Here is a 20,883-nt window from a genome sequence, read left to right as displayed (position 1 = left end):
TAACATTTAAAATCTATTTTTTATATTTTTGTCGCGATGAAATTTACAGCAGAACAAATAGCAGGAATTTTAGAAGGAGAAGTTGTTGGGAATCCCAATGCAGAAGTTTCTCGGCTATCTAAAATCGAAGAAGGCGAAGATGGATCGCTTACTTTTTTGGCTAATCCAAAGTATGTCAATTATATATATACTACAAAAGCAACAGTTACAATTGTCAACGACAGCTTTATTCCAGAACAAGAAATTACTACAACTTTAATAAAAGTAGAAGATGCGTATGCTGCTTTTTCTAAGCTTTTGCATTTTTACAATCAAGTAAAATTGAATAAGACAGGAATCGAAGCGCAGTCTTTTATGTCTGAAGGAACAAAATATGGAGAAAATCTATATTTAGGAAGCTTTAGCTATATTGGCCAAAATGTTGTTTTAGGAAATAATGTTAAAATTTATCCGAACAGTTTTATTGGTGATAATGTTGTTATTGGAGATAATGTATATGTTTTTGCAGGTGCAAAAATTTATTCTGAAACCGTAATTGGTAATAATTGTACGATTCATTCAGGTGTAATAATTGGAGCTGATGGTTTTGGATTTGCTCCTAACGAAAATGGAGAATACAGCAAAGTGCCACAAATTGGAAATGTTATCATTGAGGATAATGTGGATATTGGGGCAAATACAACAATAGACAGAGCAACTCTTGGTTCTACAATAATTAGAAAAGGAGTGAAATTAGACAATCAAATTCAAATCGCTCACAATGTTGAAATTGGTAAAAACACAGTAATTGCCGCACAAAGCGGTGTTGCTGGTTCTACTAAAATAGGAGAGAATTGTATGATTGGTGGGCAGGTTGGTATCGCAGGCCATTTAACTATTGGGAATAATGTTAGGCTTCAGGCACAGTCTGGAGTGGCAAGAAACATTAAAGACGACGAAGTTTTGCAAGGAACTCCATCTCTGGGCTATACTGATTTTAATAAATCGTATGTTCACTTTAAAAACCTTCCTAAGATAGTTGCCGAAGTTGAAGAAATAAAAAAACAAATAATAAACCCAAAAAATGGAAATAATGGTTAAACAGAAGACCATCAAAAATGAAATTTCACTAACAGGAGTTGGATTACACACTGGAAAAGAAGTTACAATGACTTTCAAACCAGCTCCTATTAATAATGGTTTCACTTTTGTTAGAGTAGATTTGCAAGGTCAGCCAATAATTGAGGCTGACGCTAATTATGTTGTTAATACGCAAAGAGGTACTAATTTAGAAAAATTAGGTGTAAAAATACAAACTCCAGAACACGTTTTAGCGGCAGTAGTTGGTTGCGATTTGGATAATATTATCATTGAATTAGATGCCTCTGAACTTCCTATTATGGATGGTTCATCAAAATATTTTGTTGAAGCGATTGAAAAAGCTGGAATTGAAGAGCAAGATGCCCAACGTAATGTTTATGTGGTAAAAGAAGTAATTTCTTTTACTGACGAAGCAACAGGAAGCGAAATACTTGTTATGCCAAGTGATGAATATCAGGTTACAACAATGGTAGATTTTGGTACAAAAGTATTAGGTACTCAAAATGCTACACTTAAAAGTATTGCAGATTTTAAAACTGAAATCGCAAGTTCAAGAACTTTTAGTTTCTTGCATGAATTAGAATCACTATTAGAGCACGGACTTATTAAAGGAGGTGATTTAAATAATGCAATTGTTTATGTAGATAAAGAAATCTCTGAGTCTACAATGGAGAATTTAAAGAAAGCTTTTGGAAAAGATGAAATTTCTGTTAAACCAAACGGAGTTTTAGATAATCTTACGTTGCATTATCCAAACGAAGCAGCAAGACACAAATTACTTGATGTTATTGGTGATTTGTCTTTAATTGGAGTTCGTATCCAAGGAAAAATCATTGCAAATAAACCAGGTCACTTTGTAAATACTCAGTTTGCTAAAAAATTGGCAAAAATCATCAAAATTGAGCAAAGAAACCATGTTCCAGTTTATGATTTGAATCAAGAGCCATTGATGGATATTCACAAAATCATGGCAATGCTTCCTCACAGACCTCCATTTTTATTGATTGACAGAATTATTGAAATGTCTGATCGTCATGTTGTTGGTTTGAAAAATGTTACTATGAATGAAAATTTCTTTGTAGGACACTTTCCAGAAGCACCAGTTATGCCAGGAGTTTTAATTGTTGAAGCTATGGCGCAAACAGGAGGGATTTTAGTTTTAAGCACAGTTCCAGATCCTGAAAATTATTTGACATATTTCATGAAAATTGACAATGTTAAATTTAAGCATAAAGTATTGCCAGGTGACACATTAATTTTCAAATGCGAGTTGATTTCTCCAATCAGAAGAGGAATTTGCCACATGCAAGCAAATGCATATGCAAACGGAAAATTAGTGACTGAGGCAGAATTAATGGCACAAATTGCAAGAAAACAATAAATAATCAAATTTATTGTTTAGGTTTGTTGCCCTCAAATTAGACTATTTTAATTTAAAATATAAAACATACAGATGAATCAACCATTAGCATATGTTCATCCTGGCGCTAAAATCGCTAAAAACGTTGTAATTGAGCCTTTTACAACAATTCACAATAATGTTGTTATTGGTGATGGTACTTGGATTGGTTCAAATGTCACCATCATGGAAGGTGCGCGCATCGGTAAAAATTGCAACATTTTTCCCGGAGCTGTAATTTCTGCGGTGCCACAGGATTTAAAATTCGGCGGTGAAGATTCTCTTGCTATCATCGGAGATAATTGTACAATTAGAGAGTGTGTAACCATTAATAGAGGCACAGTTGCATCTGGACAAACTGTTCTAGGGAACAACTGCTTAGTAATGGCTTATGCACACATTGCACACGATTGTGAAATTGGAAACAATGCAATTATTGTAAACGGTGTTGCTTTGGCTGGCCACGTGGTTGTTGGAAATCACGCAGTAATTGGAGGATTGGCGGCAATTCATCAATTTATTCATATTGGAGATCATGCAATGATTTCTGGTGGATCATTGGTAAGAAAAGATGTTCCTCCTTATACAAAAGCAGCAAAAGAGCCATTGTCATATGTTGGTATCAATTCAGTTGGTTTAAGAAGAAGAGGTTTCAGTACTGAGAAAATCAGAGAAATTCAGGAAATCTACAGAATTTTATACCAAAAAAACTATAACACAACACAAGCTTTGAGTATTATTGAAGCTGAGATGGAAGCGACTCCTGAGAGAGATGAAATTCTTGATTTCATCAGAAATTCATCACGAGGAATTATGAAAGGTTATTCAGGGAATTACTAATTTTAGAGTTTAGATTTCTGATTTTAGATTTCTAAACTTGCGAATAAAAAAAATATTAAAAATGTGTAAATTTTAATTCTTTCAAGAGAATCTAAAATCTACATTCTAAAATCTAAAATTAAAAACAAAATGGCATCTACATCAGATATTAGAAACGGATTGTGTATTAAATTTAATCACGACATCTATAAAATTATTGAATTTCTTCACGTTAAACCTGGAAAAGGTCCAGCTTTCGTAAGAACAAAACTTAAAAGTTTAACTTCAGGTAAAGTATTAGACAATACTTTTTCTGCAGGACATAAAATTGATGTTATTCGTGTTGAGACACATACATTCCAATTTTTATATCCAGAAGGAGATGAATTTCACTTTATGAATGCTGAAACGTTTGAACAAATTTCTTTAAACAAAAACATCTTAGATGCTCCAGATTTATTAAAAGAAGGAACAAACGTAATGGTTCAAATTAATACAGAAACAGATTTGCCTTTATCTGTAGATATGCCTGCATCTGTAATTCTTGAAGTTACTTACGCTGAGCCAGGAGTAAAAGGAAATACAGCTACAAATGCTACAAAAAATGCTACTGTTGAAACAGGTGCATCTGTAAACGTTCCTTTGTTTATCAACGAAGGTGATAAAATCAAAATTGATACAGCTTCAGGTTCTTACATGGAGCGTGTAAAAGAGTAATTCTTAATTAAGATAATTTGACAATGAGTCAATTAGAAAATTTGTGGATCGACAAAAATTTGTATATTCATATTCTAATTGACTCATTTTCTAATTGACAATTTTTTAATTAAGATAATTTGACAATGTGTCAATTAGATAATTTTTGGATCAACACAATTTTTGTATATTGATTTTCTAATAGACTCATTTTCTAATTGACAAATTTTCTAATTATAATATATGAAATTTCCAAAGAGTCATTCTTTACAAGAAATTGCAAATTTGCTGAATTGCGAATTTATTGGTGACAAAGACTTTCAGGTTTTAGGCATGAACGAAATTCATGTTGTAGAGCCTGGTGATATTGTTTTTGTGGATCATCCAAAATATTATGACAAAGCTTTGCAATCTGCTGCAACTATTGTTTTGATTAATAAAAAAGTAGATTGTCCAGAAGGAAAAGCGCTTTTGATTTCTGATGATCCTTTCAGAGATTTCAATACTTTGACCAAACATTTTAAGCCTTTTCAATTTACAAATGTTGCGATTGCGCAAACTGCAGAAATTGGTGAAGGTACCGTGATTCAGCCGAATAGTTTTATTGGAAATAACGTGAAAATTGGCAAAAACTGTTTGATTCATTCGAATGTTTCAATTTATGATCATACAGTTATTGGCGACAATGTTATTATTCATGCAGGAACTATTTTAGGAGCAGATGCCTTTTATTACAAAAAACGTCCAGAAGGCTTCGATCAGTTGATTTCTGGTGGAAGAGTAGTAATCGAAGATAATGTTGGAATTGGTGCTTTGTGTACAATAGATAAAGGAGTAACGGGTGATACAACAATTGGAGCAGGAACAAAAATCGATAACCAAGTTCATGTTGGACATGATACTATTATCGGGAAAAAATGCTTGATTGCATCACAAACCGGTATTGCTGGATGTGTAATTATTGAAGATGAAGTAACACTTTGGGGACAAGTAGGAACAACGAGTGGCATTACAATAGGAGCAAAGGCTGTTATTATGGGGCAAACAGGTGTGACCAAATCAGTTGAAGGCGGAAAATCATATTTTGGAACTCCAATAGAAGAATCAAGAGAAAAACTTAAGCAATTAGCCAATATCAAAAAGATTCCTGAAATTCTAAATAAATTGAAGTAATTATGTCTATAAAAGAATTTGTTCAAAAATTTTATAAGTCGGATGCCTTAATTGATAGCGAAATCATGAAAACGTACTTGCATCCAGAAATAAAATTGGAGTGGCACAGCACAAAAGGATTGATCGAAATGGATTATAATTCGATGTTGGATATGGCAAATGATTTAAGTCGTGCATATGTGCGTTCTAAGGTCAGAATTAGTCATATTATTGAAGAAGAGGACTTAGTTTCAATACGTTACTCGCATTATGTAAAAACGATTGAAAACCCTCGAGAAGAGATGTTATTGGCACATTTTTCAACTATTTGGCAAATAAAAGATGATAAACTTTTTAGAGGTTATCAGATGAGTCAATTTTCTTAATATTTTTTTGACAATAAAAGAGGCAAAATACATTACAAAACCTTATTTTTGCAACACAAATTTAAAAACTACATAAAATATATATCATGAGTGTTTTAGTTAATAAAGATTCCAAGATAATTGTTCAGGGATTTACAGGAAGTGAAGGAACTTTCCACGCTTCTCAAATGATTGAGTACGGTACTAATGTTGTTGGTGGTGTTACTCCAGGAAAAGGAGGTACAAGCCATTTAGATCGTCCGGTTTTTAATACAGTAAAAGACGCTGTTGATCAAGCTGGAGCTGATACATCTATCATTTTTGTTCCGCCAGCTTTTGCTGCTGATGCAATTATGGAAGCTGCTGATGCTGGAATTAAAGTAATTATCGCTATTACAGAAGGAATTCCTGTAGCAGATATGATTAAAGCAAATAATTATGTTAAAGAAAGAAGTTCAAGATTAATTGGACCAAACTGTCCAGGAGTTATTACTCCAGGTGAAGCTAAAGTTGGTATTATGCCAGGTTTCGTTTTCAAAAAAGGAACAGTTGGTATCGTTTCTAAATCAGGAACTTTGACTTATGAAGCTGCTGACCAAGTTGTAAAACAAGGTTTAGGAATCACTACTGCTATTGGTATTGGTGGAGATCCAATTATTGGAACTACAACTAAAGAAGCTGTTGAATTGTTAATGAACGATCCAGAAACTGAAGCTATCATCATGATTGGTGAAATTGGAGGTCAATTAGAAGCTGATGCTGCTAAATGGGTAAAAGCTGATGGTAACCGTAAGCCAGTTATTGGTTTTATCGCTGGAGAAACTGCTCCTGCTGGTAGAACAATGGGTCACGCAGGTGCTATTGTTGGAGGTTCTGATGATACAGCTGCAGCTAAAAAGCAAATCATGAGAGACAATGGAATTCACGTTGTTGATTCACCAGCTGAAATTGGTAAAAAAGTAAAAGAAGTACTTGGATAATCTTCAAGTCTCGAAATAACAAATTCCAAAGAAGTCTCAATATTTTGTTGAGACTTTTTTACATTTTAAAGACTGAGGCGTAAAAAAGAAAAAACTTAGCATCTTAGTATCTCAGTGTCTTAGAAGCTTAAAAAAGAAATATGAGTAAAGAATTAGAAAAGTTTAAAGCAACAAGCAGTTTTGCTTTTACTATTGAAGACAGTTTAGAAGAAGTTTGCAATGCTCCAGAAGGAAGCGCTGGAATTTTTGTAGTTTATGCTGTTGAAGGAGCAGAGAACGAGCTTATTATGGTTGGTTCTACAGGAACTGTTCAAAATGATGGAACGTTAAAAACCAAAAATGGTGGTTTATACGATAAAATTGTAAACGGACATCAATTTGCAAAAACAGGAAGAAAATATTCTTGGCCAGCGCAAATGAAATTGGAAAACATTTCTGAGCTTGAAGTAGTTTGGTATGAAACTTTTAATGCAGATATAAAAGCGATCCCAACTGCTGTTGAAGGGCAAGTTTTGCAAAACTTCTTAGATGCAAATGGCAAATTGCCACGCTGGAACGTAGCTTTTTAAAACTATTTTCCAAAATAAATAATCAAAAAGTCTTACTTTAATTAGTAAGGCTTTTTTTATGAAATTTTTGGTTTTGATTTTTGGTTTTTATATATTTAAAAACCAAAACAAAACTAACCCTATGACCAAGAACTACTTGCTATTGCTGGCTTTGTGTATTTTTTCTTCAATAAATTCTCAAACAATTAATATTCCTGATGCTAATTTTAAGGCTAAACTTCTAGAAGCGGATGTTACTAATGATATTGCCAAGGATAATAACCAAAAAAACATCAAAATTGATTCAAACGGAGATGGCGAGATTCAGGAAAGCGAAGCATTAGAAGTGCGTTTTTTAAAGATAACGTTCACTAAAGCAGTTAGTCTGGATGGAATTAAAAAGTTTACTAATTTATGGAATTTGCAATGTAGCAAAAATCAATTGACAAGTTTAGATGTAAGTAATTTGCCAAATTTAACAGATGTTTCGTGCTATGATAACATGTTGACTTCAATAAATTTGAGCGGTTCAAATAAAATACTCGATTTAAATTGTTCTAATAATTCTTTGACAAATTTAGATTTAACAGGATTAACTAAAATATATAGACTTCAATTTTATGCTAATTTAATTGAAGATATAGATATTTCGAATTTACCTGAATTACTTTTTTTACAGTGTGATGGTAATAGGTTAAAAAATGTAGATTTGAGTGGAAACCCCAAATTAGTATTTTTAAGTTGTGCAAATAATGAAATTTCGAACTTAGATTTATTAGATTTAAAACTTGTTAATTTATTTGTAAGTGGAAATAAGCTATCAGCACTAAATTTAGATAATAAAACCGAACTCCAAGCACTGAATTTTGAAAACAACCCATTATTAGATATTGAACTTGGCAAGCTAAATATGCCAAATTTGAAGATTTTGGTGTGCGGTGGTACTACTACAACGAAATTTGATATTTCAAAGTTCAAAAATCTAACAATGTTATCTTGCGGTGGGTTAAACTTGGAGGAATTAGATCTTACAAATCATAAATTTATTGAGTATTTGGCGTGTAGCGTTAATAAATTTAAAAAATTGGATGTAAGCAATTTGTCAAATCTAAAATCGTTTTATTTTGATAGGAATCCATTGTTAGAAACTGTTTTTATGAAAAATGGAAGCATTGAAAATGAGATATCTATGGATGAAACACCAAATTTAAAATACATTTGCGCAGATGATGATCAGTTATCTGAAGTTCAAAGCATTGTGTCTTACTATAATTATAATAATTGTTTGGTTAATTCTTATTGTTCTTTTGGACCAGGAGGAGAGAATTATTCAATTCAGTTGACAAATCGTAATGATTTGAATAATAATGGCTGTGATGCTTTGGATATTCCGGCTTCTTTCTTAAAATTCAAAATTGATGATGGGGTGAAAACAGGAAATTTTATAAGTAATGAAGCAGGAAAGTATGATGTAAAAGTTTCGGCAGGAAATTATAAAGTTACTCCAGTTTTTGAAAATCCAAGCTACTTTTCAATTTCTCCAGCTTCAACCCAGGTTGAGTTTCCAACAGTTTCAAGCCCATTTCAACAGGATTTTTGTGTCAAAGCAGTAGGAGTTCATAATGACTTAGAAATTACATTTTTGCCAATTTGGCCATCGCGACCTGGTTTTGCCGCTAGATATAAAATTGTGTATAAAAATAAAGGAAATGTAGCTCAATCAGGAACAATTAGTTTAGCGTTTGATGATTCTGTTCTTGATTTAACGGGTGCAAATCCTTTGGTTTCGACAACTGCATCAAATAAAATTTCATGGAATTTCAGTAATTTAAAACCTTTTGAATCAAGACAGATTTTACTAAATTTTGATATAAACTCCCCAACTGATATTCCTGCAGTAAATAATGGCGATATTCTTTCTTATGTTGCAACAATAACTTCTTCTGCAACAGATGAATTGCCTCTAGATAATACTTTTACATATAATGAAACTGTTGTTGGTTCTTACGATCCAAATGATAAAACCTGTTTAGAAGGAAATATTGTTACACCAAGTTTGATAGGCGAATATGTTCACTATATGATTCGTTTTGAAAACACAGGAACTTATATGGCTCAAAATATTGTGGTTAAAGATTTGATTGATCTATCAAAATTTGATATTTCGACTTTGGTTCCCACTAGCGCAAGTCATTCGTATACAACAAAAATTTCTGATGGAAATAAAGTCGAATTTATCTTCGAAAATATAAATCTTCCTTTTAATAGTGTCAATCGAAACGGATATATTGCTTTTAAAATCAAAACATTACCAACCTTAAAAGTGGGAGATACGTTTGAAAATGAAGCTAATATTTATTTTGATTATAACTTTCCTATTTTAACTAATAAAGCCACTTCAACATTTAAGGCGCTACTAGGAACGCAGGATTTTGAGTTTTCACAATACTTCAGTATTTATCCAAATCCAGTGAAAGATATTTTGAATATCAATTCTAAAATGGAAATGCAAAAACAGGCTATGTATGTTTATGATATGTTAGGGCAATTAGTACTTGCAGTTCCTCATGCTGAAAATGTTTCAAAAATTGATGTTTCGCTATTGCAATCAGGCAATTATATTTTAAAAATTAAATCAAGTTTAGGAACTTCTTCGGCAAAATTCATTAAAAATTAAAGCAAGTGCTGGAGATGTAAAATCTAAAAAAGGGATTGTTTTTGAAGATTTGTATCTCTTAACGAGTTGCTTGCCTTTCTTTATGTAATCGATTGCGATAGATTTATTATTAAATAAATGTCTCTTTTTTGTAAAAAAATTGCTTTTGCAAAATCGCTTTTATATATTTATCGCACAAAATTGAAGGATAATGTTAAAAAAATGAAATCCTTGTATTAAGTAAATCTCAAAGAAGAGAATCTTGCCCCGAAATACCATGAAGACCCCGACTTTACTATTTGATGTTGCTGATGATAACACGCTTTGGAACAAATTGAGAGATGGTGATGAAAAATCATTCTCAATGTTGTTTGAAAGATATTATGCCGATTTAGTCCGATACGGGAATTCTTTTTCTCCATTTGAGGAAAAAGTCCAAGATTGTATTCAGGATGTTTTTACTGATATTTGGATTTATCGAAATTCATTGCAATCTTCAGTGGTCGTAAAAGCTTATTTGCTATCCAGTGTGCGAAAGCGAATTGCACGTGTGCACGAACGCGATCATATTTTTCGAAAAACTGCCAGTACAGATTCAATAGCCTTCCTTCTTGAGTTTTCAGTTGATCATCAACTTTTAGACGAAGCTGACGATGATGCGAAAGAAAAAATTATCCACCTGAACAAACTATTGAATGCTTTACCAGCGCGTCAAAAAGAAGCTATTTATCTTCGATATCATCAAGGTTTAAGTGTAGAACAAATTGCAGAAATGTTAGATGTTAACTATCAATCTGCTAGTAATTTATTGCATCGTGGTTTGATGAGTCTTCGCAAGGATTGGAAAGGTAATTTTGCCTTATTTCTTCTGCTATCTGCAAGTAGTTTTTAATTTTCTTTCAAAAAAAATAAAAAAAATCACAATTTAGTGAGTATATAATAAGAGAGCTGTCCTCTATGTTTTTGTAACCTCATTTTTAGATGCAAAAACGTAACACATATACTCAAATTGAAGACTTCTTGTCTGATGAATCTTTTCAATCATGGATCTTACTTAAAATGGATCAAGATGGTTGGGAAGAATGGACTTTAGAAAGCCTTGAACGTGCCAAACTGGTAGAAGATGCTAGACATTTACTATTGGCAATGAAAGTTCCTGATTCAGATTTAGAAAGATCTGATATTCAAAAAGCACTTCAAAAGACTTGGCTGAAAATCGAAGAAAAAGAAAATGAAATTCTTTTCAGCAAAAATGCCAATACTAAGTTTTTCAAAAACTATTTTTTTACTGGAATTGCTGCCAGTTTAGTCTTTTGTTTGATTGCTGTATGGTATTATAAAAATTATCTGCCAGCAGACAATATTGTCACTTATAAAGAACTGATAGCCGAAAATAGTGAAGGCCTAGTAGAGCAGACAAACAATTCGAATAATCCTCAAATTATCACGTTGTCTGACGGAAGTTCAGTTTTATTACAGCCAAATAGTAAATTAAGTTACCCTAAAATCTTTACCGGCAACGAAAGAAAGGTGTATTTATCCGGCGAAGGTTTCTTTGAAATTAGTAAAAATCCTAAAAAGCCTTTTTTCGTTTACGCAAATGAGATTGTCACAAAAGTTGTTGGAACTAGTTTTAGAGTTAAAGCTTTTTCTGATCAGCCAGATGTTGAAGTTCTTGTACGCACCGGTAAAGTGAAGGTAAAATCTAATGATTTGGTTGCCAAAGCAAATCAGGAGGAAGTAGTCCTTCTTCCAAATCAGGCGCTTCGTTTTTTTAGAAACGAGCTGAAATTCAATAAAATAACAAATGTTACACAAGACAAGGAATTGGTTCAAAGTGCAGGCAATATCGAGCAATTGAGTTTTGAATTTAGTGATATTCCGGTTTCTCAAATCTTTGAAACAATTGAACAAGCCTATCAAGTCAAGATCGATTATCCTAAAAATAAATTGAAAGATTGCCATTTGACCACTTCACTCAGTGATCAGCCATTGCCCGAAAAACTTAAGATTGTCTGTAAAAGTATAAGCGCAACAACCAATTTTGAAATGAATGGGAATCAGATTATTATAACTTCTGAAGGTTGCAATTAATTTTTGTTTTATAACTGTAATTGTAAAACATTTTTTGATTGGGCCTAAAATTTAACACCAAAAAATCAACCAAAAACCAAACTAATAGTATAAGCCTATGTAAAAACCAAAGCATAAAAAAAGTGCCGAAATGCTGTAACATTCTCGACACTTATTGGGTTGAATTGCGCTCTGTAAAGAACAATTCAGTTCGTTTCTTAAAATACACGCGAATCAGTATTAATCAAAACAAACCAAAATTATGAAAAAACCAGTTGGTAAACAACGATTACTCCATCGAATCATGAAAATAACACTATTTCAGTTTGTCTTAGCACTTATATTTTCAAGTGTTACTATGGCAAACAGTGTAAATGGGCAAAAAAAATTAGATACTAAAGTTACCATTACAGTTGAAAATTTGACTTTAGACAATGCTTTATCTAAAATTGAAAAATCGGCACAGGTAAAATTTTCTTACAACTCGAGATTGCCTCAATTGAACCAAAAGGTCAGCATCGAAGCCAATCAAGAAACGCTTTCAAGTATCTTGAACAGAATTTTATTGCCTTTTAATATCACTTTTTCCGAAGTAAGCAATCAGATTATTTTGCAAAAAAGCGTGTCTGAAGATTCATTTTCAAGCACAGCAAATCATGACGCTTTATCAAACATATTTACTGCGGGACCAATTATAAAAGGGAAAGTAACCGATGTAACAGGAAACCCGCTTCCTGGCGCAACAGTATTGGCAAAAGGAACCAAAATTGCAGTTTTGACAGATTTTGATGGAAATTTCTCAATCGAAATGCCTGCAAACAGTACAGTTTTAGTGGTTTCTTATGTAGGTATGGAAACAAAAGAAATTGGTACTTCAAATACTTCACCAACTATTGTTTTGACAGAATTAGGTCAAAACCTAAAAGAAGTGGTAGTAACAACAGGTTATGAAAAAACATCTAAAAGAACTTTTACGGGAGCAATCAGTAAAATTTCTGGAAGTGAATTAAAAATAGATGGAGTAGTTGACGTAAGCCGAATGATCGAAGGAAAAGCCGCCGGAGTTACAGTTCAAAATGTCACGGGGACTTTTGGTACGGCGCCTAAAATTACAGTTCGTGGTTCGTCTTCAATTTTTGGAGACACAAAACCGCTGTGGGTAATTGATGGTGTGGTTCAAGAGGACATTATTAATTTAACATTTGCCGACTTGGCATCTGGAAATTCTGAAACTTTATTAAGCTCATCTGTTGCCGGTTTGAATGCAAACGACATTCAAAGCATTGAAATTCTTAAAGATGCATCGGCTACGTCAATTTATGGATCAAGATCATTGAATGGAGTGGTGGTCGTGAATACCAAACAAGGACGAAGAGATTCTCCGTTGAAAATTTCTTACGGATTAGAACAAACTGTAAGAGCAGTTCCTAATTACAGTCAGTACGATATCTTGAATTCTCAGGAATCTATGAGTATTTTTAAGGAAATGGAAGCTAAGGGTTATTTGGATTTGCCATCTACAGTAAATGGAAGATACGGAGGTGCATATAATATTTTAGGGAGAGCCATAAATACTTACAATCCAGAAACTGGGACTTATTTAGTAAATAATGATCCAGTGAGCCGTAATAACTTTTTGAAAAAATACGAGCAAGCAAACACAGACTGGTTTGGTGTTTTGTTTAGACCGGCTATTACGCAAAACCACTCTTTAAGTTTTTCTGGCGGAGGAAAAAACAATACTTTTTATGCTTCATTAGGGTATTATACAGATCCAGGATGGACAATTGCTGATGATGTAAAACAGCTTTCATCGAATATTAAAGGTACATTTTTTATCAATGACAAATTGAATGTCACATTATCTACGCTTGCTTCTGTTCGTGATCAAGGCGCACCAGGAAGTTATGAAAGTGAAAAAGATGTTGTTTTTGGAAAAGTGACACGTGATTTCGACATCAATCCATTTAATTATGTTTTAAATACGAGCAGAACGCTTAGACCTTATGATGAAAATGGCAATTTAGAATACTACAGAAACAACTGGGCTAAAATGAATATCGTAAACGAATTAGCCAACAATTTCATGGAAATTGAGGTGAAAGATATTCGCTTTCAATTGGATTTGGATTACAAGATCAATTCACACTTGACTTATAATTTAACAGGTTCAGCGCGTTACGCAAACACAAGCCGTGAGCATAAAATCTTAGAAGGGTCAAACGTTGTTGGGGCTTATAGAGCAGGAACTGCAATTGGTGAAGATGGAGTAAATACTCTGGTAAGAGATCAGAACATCTTTTTATATCAAGATCCTAATGATTTGACAGCTCCAAAAGAATCGGTTTTACCAAACGGAGGATTCCTAAGAAAGTTTACAAATGACATGGTTTCATATAATTTAAGAAATAGTGTTAATTACAGAAACATCTTCAGCGAAAAACACGAACTAGAAGGTTTATTTGGAACTGAAATGAGAGTGGTTGATAGAACCAGTGATCAATTTACAGCTGCAGGTTTGCAATATGACAGAGGATTGACAGCTTTTACGGATCCAAGAATTATTGAAAAGATAATAAACGCAGGAGATTCGTACTATGGTTTTAATGAAGAAAAAGAAAGAACAGTTGGTTTCTTTGGAAAAGTAGGTTATACATACGATCGTCGTTACACAGCTTCTGTTACAGGACGTTATGATGGTTCTAACAGACAAGGAGACAGCGATTCTTCAAGATGGTTGCCAACATATACTTTTAGTGGAAAATGGAATGTGGCCGAAGAAAGCTTTATGAAAAATGTGCATTCAGTAAATACTTTGGCGCTGAGAGCTTCTTACGGTTTAACGGCGACTGCAGGGCCTGCTACAAATTCTTTGGCGATCTATAAAAGTGCTATTACTGACCGTTTCGGACTTGATGACAGAGAATCAGCTATTAGAATTGAAGAACTACAAAACGGAAGTTTGACTTGGGAAAAACAGTTTGAGACTAACATCGGGGTTGATCTTGGAATGTTCAATAATAGAATTCAGTTTACAACAGATATTTACCGTCGTAAAGCCTTTGACTTGGTTGATTATGTAATTACTTCGGGTGTTGGTGGGCAAAGAATAAGACAAGGTAATAATGCTGATATGGAAACAAAAGGTTTGGAGGTTGCGTTTACAACTAGAAACATTGATGCTAAAGATTTTAAATGGTCAACAAATCTTAATTTTTCAATTTATAATCAAGAAATTACAAAGTTGCAAAACACTCCAACTGCGTTTGATTTAGTTGATGCAAATGGAGGAAATACAGTAGGTCATCCTAGAAATTCATTGTATTCTTACCAATTTACAGGTTTGAACAATCAAGGTCTTCCAACATTTATATTGCAGGATGGAGCTGAAAATAACATTACAGACGCCAATTTTCAGGATAATTTGAATGTTACTAAATATTTGAAATACGAAGGGTCAATTGAGCCAAATAAATCAATTGGTTTAGCAAATACATTTACATACAAAAACTGGTCTTTATATGTGTTTTTTGTAGGTTCAGGAGGAAATAAAGTGCGTTTAAATCCAGTGTATGACAGTACTTATGATGACTTGACAGTATTTACAAAAGATTTTACAAACAGATGGATTAATCCAGGAGATGAAAATTTTACAAATGTACCAGTTATCGCAGACAAACGTTTGAATGCTAATTATGGTGGTGATCGAATTTTAGCTAGAGCGTATAATACCTACAACTATTCAGATGTTCGTATTGCTGATGGAGATTTTGTCAGATTGAAAAACATTTCATTGAGTTGGGAATTTCCTAGTGACTTCAAGAAAAAAATAGGAGTGAGCACCTTTACTTTAAAAGGTTCGGCGGTAAATCCTTGGTTGATTTATTCTGATAAAAGATTAAACGGACAAGATCCTGAGTTTCGTAATTCTGGAGGAGTTGCTTTGCCAGTTACTTCTCAATACACATTTACTTTAAACCTTTCATTATAATAGTCGAGATCATGAAAAACTTAAAAATAGCATTATCCCTATTGATACTTATAAGTATTACTAGCTGCGATGATTTCTTATCAGAGAAACCAGATAATAGAACAGAAATTGATACACCAGAAAAAATAAAGGAATTATTAGTAGAAGCTTATCCTCAAATGAGTTATTTTGAGATTGCTGAAACAATGTCTGATAATGTTTTTGACAGCGGATTGGCTACTACACTAATAAAAAATGAGCAAAACTACAATTGGGAAATTAATACAGAGGCAACTGATATTGATACGCAAGCATATTATTGGGATGCTTGTTATAAAGCAATCGCTCATGCCAACAAAGCATTACAAGCAATTGAAGAATTAGGGAATCCGGCAAGTTTGAATCCGCAAAAAGGCGAAGCTTTAATGGCAAGAGCATATTCACATTTTATGCTGGTTTCATTATGGTCAAAGCGTTATAATCCATCAACGGCTAATACTGATTTAGGGATTCCGTATGTAACAAAACCGGAAACAGAATTGCTGACAAAATACAAAAGAAATACAATTGCTGAAGTTTTTGCTTTTCTTGAAAAAGATATTGAAGATGGTTTAAAGTATGTGACAAACGACTATAAAGAACCAAAGTTCCACTTTAATGTCGCAGCTTCGAAAGCCTTTGCAAGTAGATTTTATTTAGTAAAAGGAAACTGGGATAAAGTAATTGAATTGTCTAACGATTTAGGTTCGAAACCTGTAGGCAAATTGAGAGATTTTGCAACTTATGAATCTATAGGTGTAGAAGATCAACAGCTAAAATATGGCGCAAGTGATGTTGAAACCAATTTATTGATTGTTTCAGCAAATACCATTGTAGGGAGATTGTACTCTTTAAACCGCTATAATTTATCAGGTTTGCGTCGTCCAGAAATTTTTGGATCAACTACAAACCTTTTTAATAAAGCTTACTATTACAACTTCTATTCTTCAAACGGAAGTATTACTTTGTTCCTTCCAAAATTCTATGAATACTTTAAATATTCTAATGTAACAGCTGGAATTGGAGATCCTTATGTTGCTGAAGTTTTATTAAGCAATGATGAGTTTTTCTTGAACAGAATAGAAGCTCATGTAATGAAAGGCGATATCGCTACAGCTACTGCAGAATTAGAGTATTTCTTAGCGACAAGAACTCCAACTTATAATCCAACAACAGATAAATTGACAGAGGCAAAAGTAGTGGCTAAATTCCCTGTAATTGCAGATGAATATACTCCATTCTATGCAATGACACCGGTACAGACCTCTTATATAAAAGCAATTGCAGAAACAAGAAGAAGAGATTTTATTCACGAAGGACTTAGATGGTTTGATATTAAGCGTTTCAACATTGTTGTGAAACACGAAACATCAAACAAACCAGCGAATACATTGGTAAAAGATGACAACAGAAGAGCTTTGCAGATTCCGTTGCATGCTTCAAACACTGGTATAGAACTAAATCCTAGATAATCTTAAAATTGAAAATTATGAAATTATTAAAATATAATAAAATTGCGGTTTTAGCACTAGTTTCAATAACACTATTTTCATGTGGTAGTGATGATCTTGTAGGAGAGAGTCAGTTAGATTTTACGCAACCTGAAAAAACAAGTTTAGATAACTGGATTGATGGTGCTTATCTAAAACCATATAATATTAATGTTCAATATAAATGGAATCAAAACACGGTAGACAATAGCCGTTATTTATTTCCTCCTACAGTCGATAAAGTCAAGCCTGCGCTTGAAATAGTACAAACGATATGGCTAAAAAGTTATACTGCGATTGGCGGGCCAGACTTTGTAAAGAAAATTGCGCCACGAGAAATTGTTTTGGTTGGAGGCGTCAATTTAAATAGTGTTGGAACAAGAACTTTAGGATTGGCCGAAGGAGGACAACGAGTTACTTTGTTTGAAACAGATTATATTGATAAGTCGAACCGTGCAAACGTATCAGAGTTCATACATACTATTCAGCACGAATACATTCATATTTTAAATCAAAACAAGCCATTTGATGAAAAAACTTGGAAAACATTAACGCCAGGCGGTTATACAGCTGATTGGTACAATTATGAAATTCCAGAATCAAATGAGCTTGGCTTTATTACAAGTTATGCAAGATCAAATATTAATGAGGATTTTGCCGAAACAGCTTCAATGATCCTGATTTATTCAAAAGCTGAATATGCAGCATTTTTGGCAGGTATTCAAAGTCCTTTTGCTCTTCAAGCTTTAAAAGCGAAAGAAGCAATTGTGGTAAAATATTTCAAAGAAGCTTTTAATATGGATTTTTATGCTTTGAGAGACGAAGCAGAAAAAAATACGACATCTGTAATAAATTAAAATTAGCATTATGAAAATGAAACAACTATATAAGTATTTATTTGCAGCTATTTTAATACTGCAATTGACTGCATGTAACAATAATACAGATGCAGAACAACTATTTGAAGAAACGCCTACGACACGTTTAAATAATCAAAAAGCGGAATTAAACGAGGCTTTGCTTTCATCACAATACGGATGGAAAGCGGTTTATTTTACAGACAATACAGTTTTGGGAGGCTATACTCATTTGTTTGCATTCGCAAAAGATGGAACAGTGCAAATGGCTTCTGATTTTGATGATGATACAAAAACGTATAAAAGTGAATATGCAATTCAAGTTGGAAGTACAGTAAGTTTAACTTTTACGACACACAACAGAATTCACCTTTTATCAGATTCAAATAATTATCCAATTCCAGCATTGCGAGCAAAAGGTTATTTGGGAGATTTTCAATTTCTTTATTACGGACAAGAAAATGGAGAAATCATTTTTAAAGCCAACAGAAATAATCATGAAGTTCGTTTTGTAAAAGCAACTGCAGATGATTGGGCAAATTTGTCTAAGAATCTAGATATGGAGCAAAATGTTATTGGGGGAGAAGAAAGACCTCTTTTTAGACTTCTTGAAACAAACGATGGTAAAGCGATTCATAAATTTGACTTTTCATTTACAGCAGCAACTCGTTTTGCAAACTCAAACTCTATTGAAGCAGGTTATTCTGTTAGCTACAATATGGGAATTGGCTACACGCCAACTGGAATTATTGTGAGTCCAGCCGTTGAAGTAGGCGGGCAAAAACTTTCTAATTTCATTTATAATGATGCTGATGGAAGTTTTACGTCAACTGGAACTGGCGGTGTATCTGCAATTATAAAATACACTGATAAACCTTTGGTTCTTACAGATGATTATAAATTTATGCTTCCTGGACAGCCATTGGCATGGTTTGGATTCTATGCAGATGATTACACGATGGATTCTCCGGCAAACTCGCCGTTGTTTTATGCTGAGTTAGAAAAAGTCAATGCAGCATTACCGGCAGGGCAAAGTATTGCTTCTATTCAGATATATGGTAATCATTCGATAGGAACTTTTATTTATTACACTTTTGTAGGAAGAAATCCATTACAACATCATGTAACCGTGCAAGAAGATGCAGTTGGCAAGAAAATAATCTTAAAGCATAAATCTTGGAACGGAAATACTACAGTTGCAACACCTGCTTTCTTGGCTAGTATTGATAAATATTTCATGGATCCTCAAGGACTTTATGTAAAAGCGGAAAGCTTCAGATTATTCTACTCAGATCCTGTATATACATTTACAAGTGCATCAAGTCCATTTAGGATGACCACTTGGAAACTTAATTAGTTTTTAGTTTTGTTTTAATTTTGGAGGTAAAGCAGCCCATTTTATGGGTTGCTTTTTGTCACTATTCTTAAGGATGGATATTATTAATAAATAATAAAAATATTTACTAAAGTATGATAAAAAAAATTATAACACCGGTGAATGTTATATTCCTTTTTTGGGGATTAGTATTGCTTACGTTTTCAGAATCATATCCGCAATACACAAGATATTATTTGTATGCCTCTATTCTTGTAATTTTTCCTGTAATGGTTGTAAATCTGACAAAACAGCGAAAAGAAGACAAACAAAACGGAACGATAAAATTTCAAGCTGCTATTTTTAGGATGTTTATTGTGGCTGTATTGCTTGCAATCGGGTATTTACTAACGCGACAAAATTATTTATAGATTTTATTTTTTGTTTTTATTTTTTTGAGCTAAAAGCAATCCATTTTTTGGGTTGCTTTTTAGGTTAAAAAAAGAAGATTAAATGCCATTTTTTGTACTTCAAATTTTATTAAACGCCCAAATAATCTATATTTGTATTTCAAAAAATAAAAACGAATACCTTAATATGAAATTACTAGAAGGAAAAGTAGCAATCATTACAGGCGCTAGCCGTGGAATCGGAAAAGGAATTGCTGAAGTTTTTGCTAAACACGGCGCAAACGTAGCATTTACATATAGTTCATCTGCTGCATCTGCAGAAGCTCTTGAGGCTGAATTGAATAGTTTAGGAGTAAAAGCGAAAGGTTACCAATCGAATGCAGCTGATTTCAATGAAGCACAAGCTTTTGTTGACGCTGTTTTGGCTGATTTTGGAACGGTTGACATTTTGATCAACAATGCCGGAATTACAAAAGACAACTTATTAATGCGTATGTCTGAAGCTGATTTTGACCAAGTTATTGATGTTAACTTGAAGTCGGTTTTCAATATGACAAAAGCGATCCAAAAAACATTTTTGAAACAACGTGCAGGTTCTATTATCAATATCAGTTCTGTTGTAGGTGTTTCTGGAAACGCTGGTCAAACTAACTACGCAGCTTCTAAAGCGGGTGCAATTGGTTTCACAAAATCTGTAGCACTTGAATTAGGTTCTCGTAATATTCGTTGCAACGCAATCGCTCCAGGTTTTATTGAAACTGAAATGACTGCAAAATTACCTGAAGATGTAGTAAAAGGATGGAGAGACGGAATTCCGTTGAAACGTGGAGGAACTACAGAAGACGTTGCAAATGCTTGTCTTTTCTTAGCTTCAGATATGAGTGCTTACGTTACAGGACAAGTTCTTAACGTTTGCGGAGGAATGTTGACCTAAGATGCTAAGTTGCTAAGGTTCTGAGGCGCTAAGTTTTTTAAACTCACTGAAAACAGAACGCAATTTTTAATCTGATCACTGCGAACTGATACTGAATACT

17 protein-coding genes are annotated in these 20,883 nt (G+C 33.3%); all 17 read left to right on the top strand.

What is annotated here, in order from left to right; translation table 11 throughout:
• Positions 1-36 precede the first annotated feature (36 nt).
• Complete coding sequence (gene lpxD, locus EYY60_RS20005; RefSeq protein WP_132991051.1) at positions 37-1,080, top strand: UDP-3-O-(3-hydroxymyristoyl)glucosamine N-acyltransferase; 1,044 nt, start codon at positions 37-39, stop codon at positions 1,078-1,080.
• The gene (locus EYY60_RS20000) at positions 1,073-2,461 is read left to right on the top strand and encodes a bifunctional UDP-3-O-[3-hydroxymyristoyl] N-acetylglucosamine deacetylase/3-hydroxyacyl-ACP dehydratase (RefSeq protein ID WP_132991050.1); all 1,389 of its coding nucleotides are present in this window, start codon (positions 1,073-1,075) and stop codon (positions 2,459-2,461) included. The genes lpxD and EYY60_RS20000 overlap by 8 nt, the downstream gene beginning before the upstream one ends.
• Positions 2,462-2,533: 72 nt before the next feature.
• The gene (gene lpxA / locus EYY60_RS19995; protein WP_026729784.1) at positions 2,534-3,319 is read left to right on the top strand and encodes an acyl-ACP--UDP-N-acetylglucosamine O-acyltransferase; all 786 of its coding nucleotides are present in this window, start codon (positions 2,534-2,536) and stop codon (positions 3,317-3,319) included.
• Between the two features lie 129 nt (positions 3,320-3,448).
• Positions 3,449-4,015: an elongation factor P gene (gene efp, locus EYY60_RS19990; protein WP_132991049.1), complete on the top strand. Its 567-nt coding sequence runs from the start codon at positions 3,449-3,451 to the stop codon at positions 4,013-4,015.
• Between the two features lie 222 nt (positions 4,016-4,237).
• Complete coding sequence (locus tag EYY60_RS19985; RefSeq protein WP_132991048.1) at positions 4,238-5,167, top strand: UDP-3-O-(3-hydroxymyristoyl)glucosamine N-acyltransferase; 930 nt, start codon at positions 4,238-4,240, stop codon at positions 5,165-5,167.
• A 2-nt stretch (positions 5,168-5,169) separates the two neighbouring features.
• Complete coding sequence (locus tag EYY60_RS19980; RefSeq protein WP_132991047.1) at positions 5,170-5,532, top strand: nuclear transport factor 2 family protein; 363 nt, start codon at positions 5,170-5,172, stop codon at positions 5,530-5,532.
• 86 nt (positions 5,533-5,618) lie between these two features.
• Positions 5,619-6,491 carry a succinate--CoA ligase subunit alpha gene (gene sucD / locus EYY60_RS19975; RefSeq protein ID WP_012024957.1) on the top strand — a complete coding sequence of 291 codons (873 nt, stop codon included), beginning with the start codon at positions 5,619-5,621 and terminating at the stop codon, positions 6,489-6,491.
• A 140-nt stretch (positions 6,492-6,631) separates the two neighbouring features.
• On the top strand, positions 6,632-7,060 hold the full coding sequence (locus tag EYY60_RS19970) for a hypothetical protein (RefSeq protein WP_132991046.1): 429 nt from the start codon (positions 6,632-6,634) through the stop codon (positions 7,058-7,060).
• Positions 7,061-7,181: 121 nt separating this feature from the next.
• Positions 7,182-9,716 carry a DUF7619 domain-containing protein gene (locus tag EYY60_RS19965; RefSeq protein WP_132991045.1) on the top strand — a complete coding sequence of 845 codons (2,535 nt, stop codon included), beginning with the start codon at positions 7,182-7,184 and terminating at the stop codon, positions 9,714-9,716.
• A 256-nt stretch (positions 9,717-9,972) separates the two neighbouring features.
• Positions 9,973-10,587, top strand: coding sequence for an RNA polymerase sigma factor (locus EYY60_RS19960; RefSeq protein ID WP_132991044.1), 615 nt, complete (start codon positions 9,973-9,975; stop codon positions 10,585-10,587).
• An 89-nt stretch (positions 10,588-10,676) separates the two neighbouring features.
• A complete protein-coding gene (locus tag EYY60_RS19955) occupies positions 10,677-11,789 on the top strand; it encodes a FecR family protein (protein ID WP_132991043.1) in 1,113 nt (370 codons plus the stop codon).
• A 241-nt stretch (positions 11,790-12,030) separates the two neighbouring features.
• Positions 12,031-15,759: a SusC/RagA family TonB-linked outer membrane protein gene (locus EYY60_RS19950; RefSeq protein WP_132991042.1), complete on the top strand. Its 3,729-nt coding sequence runs from the start codon at positions 12,031-12,033 to the stop codon at positions 15,757-15,759.
• 11 nt (positions 15,760-15,770) lie between these two features.
• Positions 15,771-17,249, top strand: a complete 1,479-nt coding sequence (locus tag EYY60_RS19945; protein ID WP_132991041.1) for a RagB/SusD family nutrient uptake outer membrane protein — start codon at positions 15,771-15,773, stop codon at positions 17,247-17,249.
• A 17-nt stretch (positions 17,250-17,266) separates the two neighbouring features.
• Entirely contained in the window at positions 17,267-18,124 is an 858-nt protein-coding gene (locus EYY60_RS19940) for a zinc-binding metallopeptidase (RefSeq protein WP_132991040.1), read from the top strand.
• A 16-nt stretch (positions 18,125-18,140) separates the two neighbouring features.
• The gene (locus EYY60_RS19935; protein ID WP_317128876.1) at positions 18,141-19,481 is read left to right on the top strand and encodes a DUF4302 domain-containing protein; all 1,341 of its coding nucleotides are present in this window, start codon (positions 18,141-18,143) and stop codon (positions 19,479-19,481) included.
• A 113-nt stretch (positions 19,482-19,594) separates the two neighbouring features.
• Positions 19,595-19,870 (top strand): hypothetical protein, encoded by a 276-nt coding sequence (locus EYY60_RS19930; protein WP_132991038.1) that lies wholly within the window; start codon positions 19,595-19,597, stop codon positions 19,868-19,870.
• A 166-nt stretch (positions 19,871-20,036) separates the two neighbouring features.
• A complete protein-coding gene (gene fabG / locus EYY60_RS19925; RefSeq protein ID WP_026729795.1) occupies positions 20,037-20,783 on the top strand; it encodes a 3-oxoacyl-[acyl-carrier-protein] reductase in 747 nt (248 codons plus the stop codon).
• Positions 20,784-20,883: the final 100 nt, after the last annotated feature.

The organism is Flavobacterium zhairuonense, from assembly GCF_004352915.1.
GTDB lineage: Bacteria > Bacteroidota > Bacteroidia > Flavobacteriales > Flavobacteriaceae > Flavobacterium > Flavobacterium zhairuonense.
This window is presented reverse-complemented; position numbering and strand designations above follow the sequence as displayed.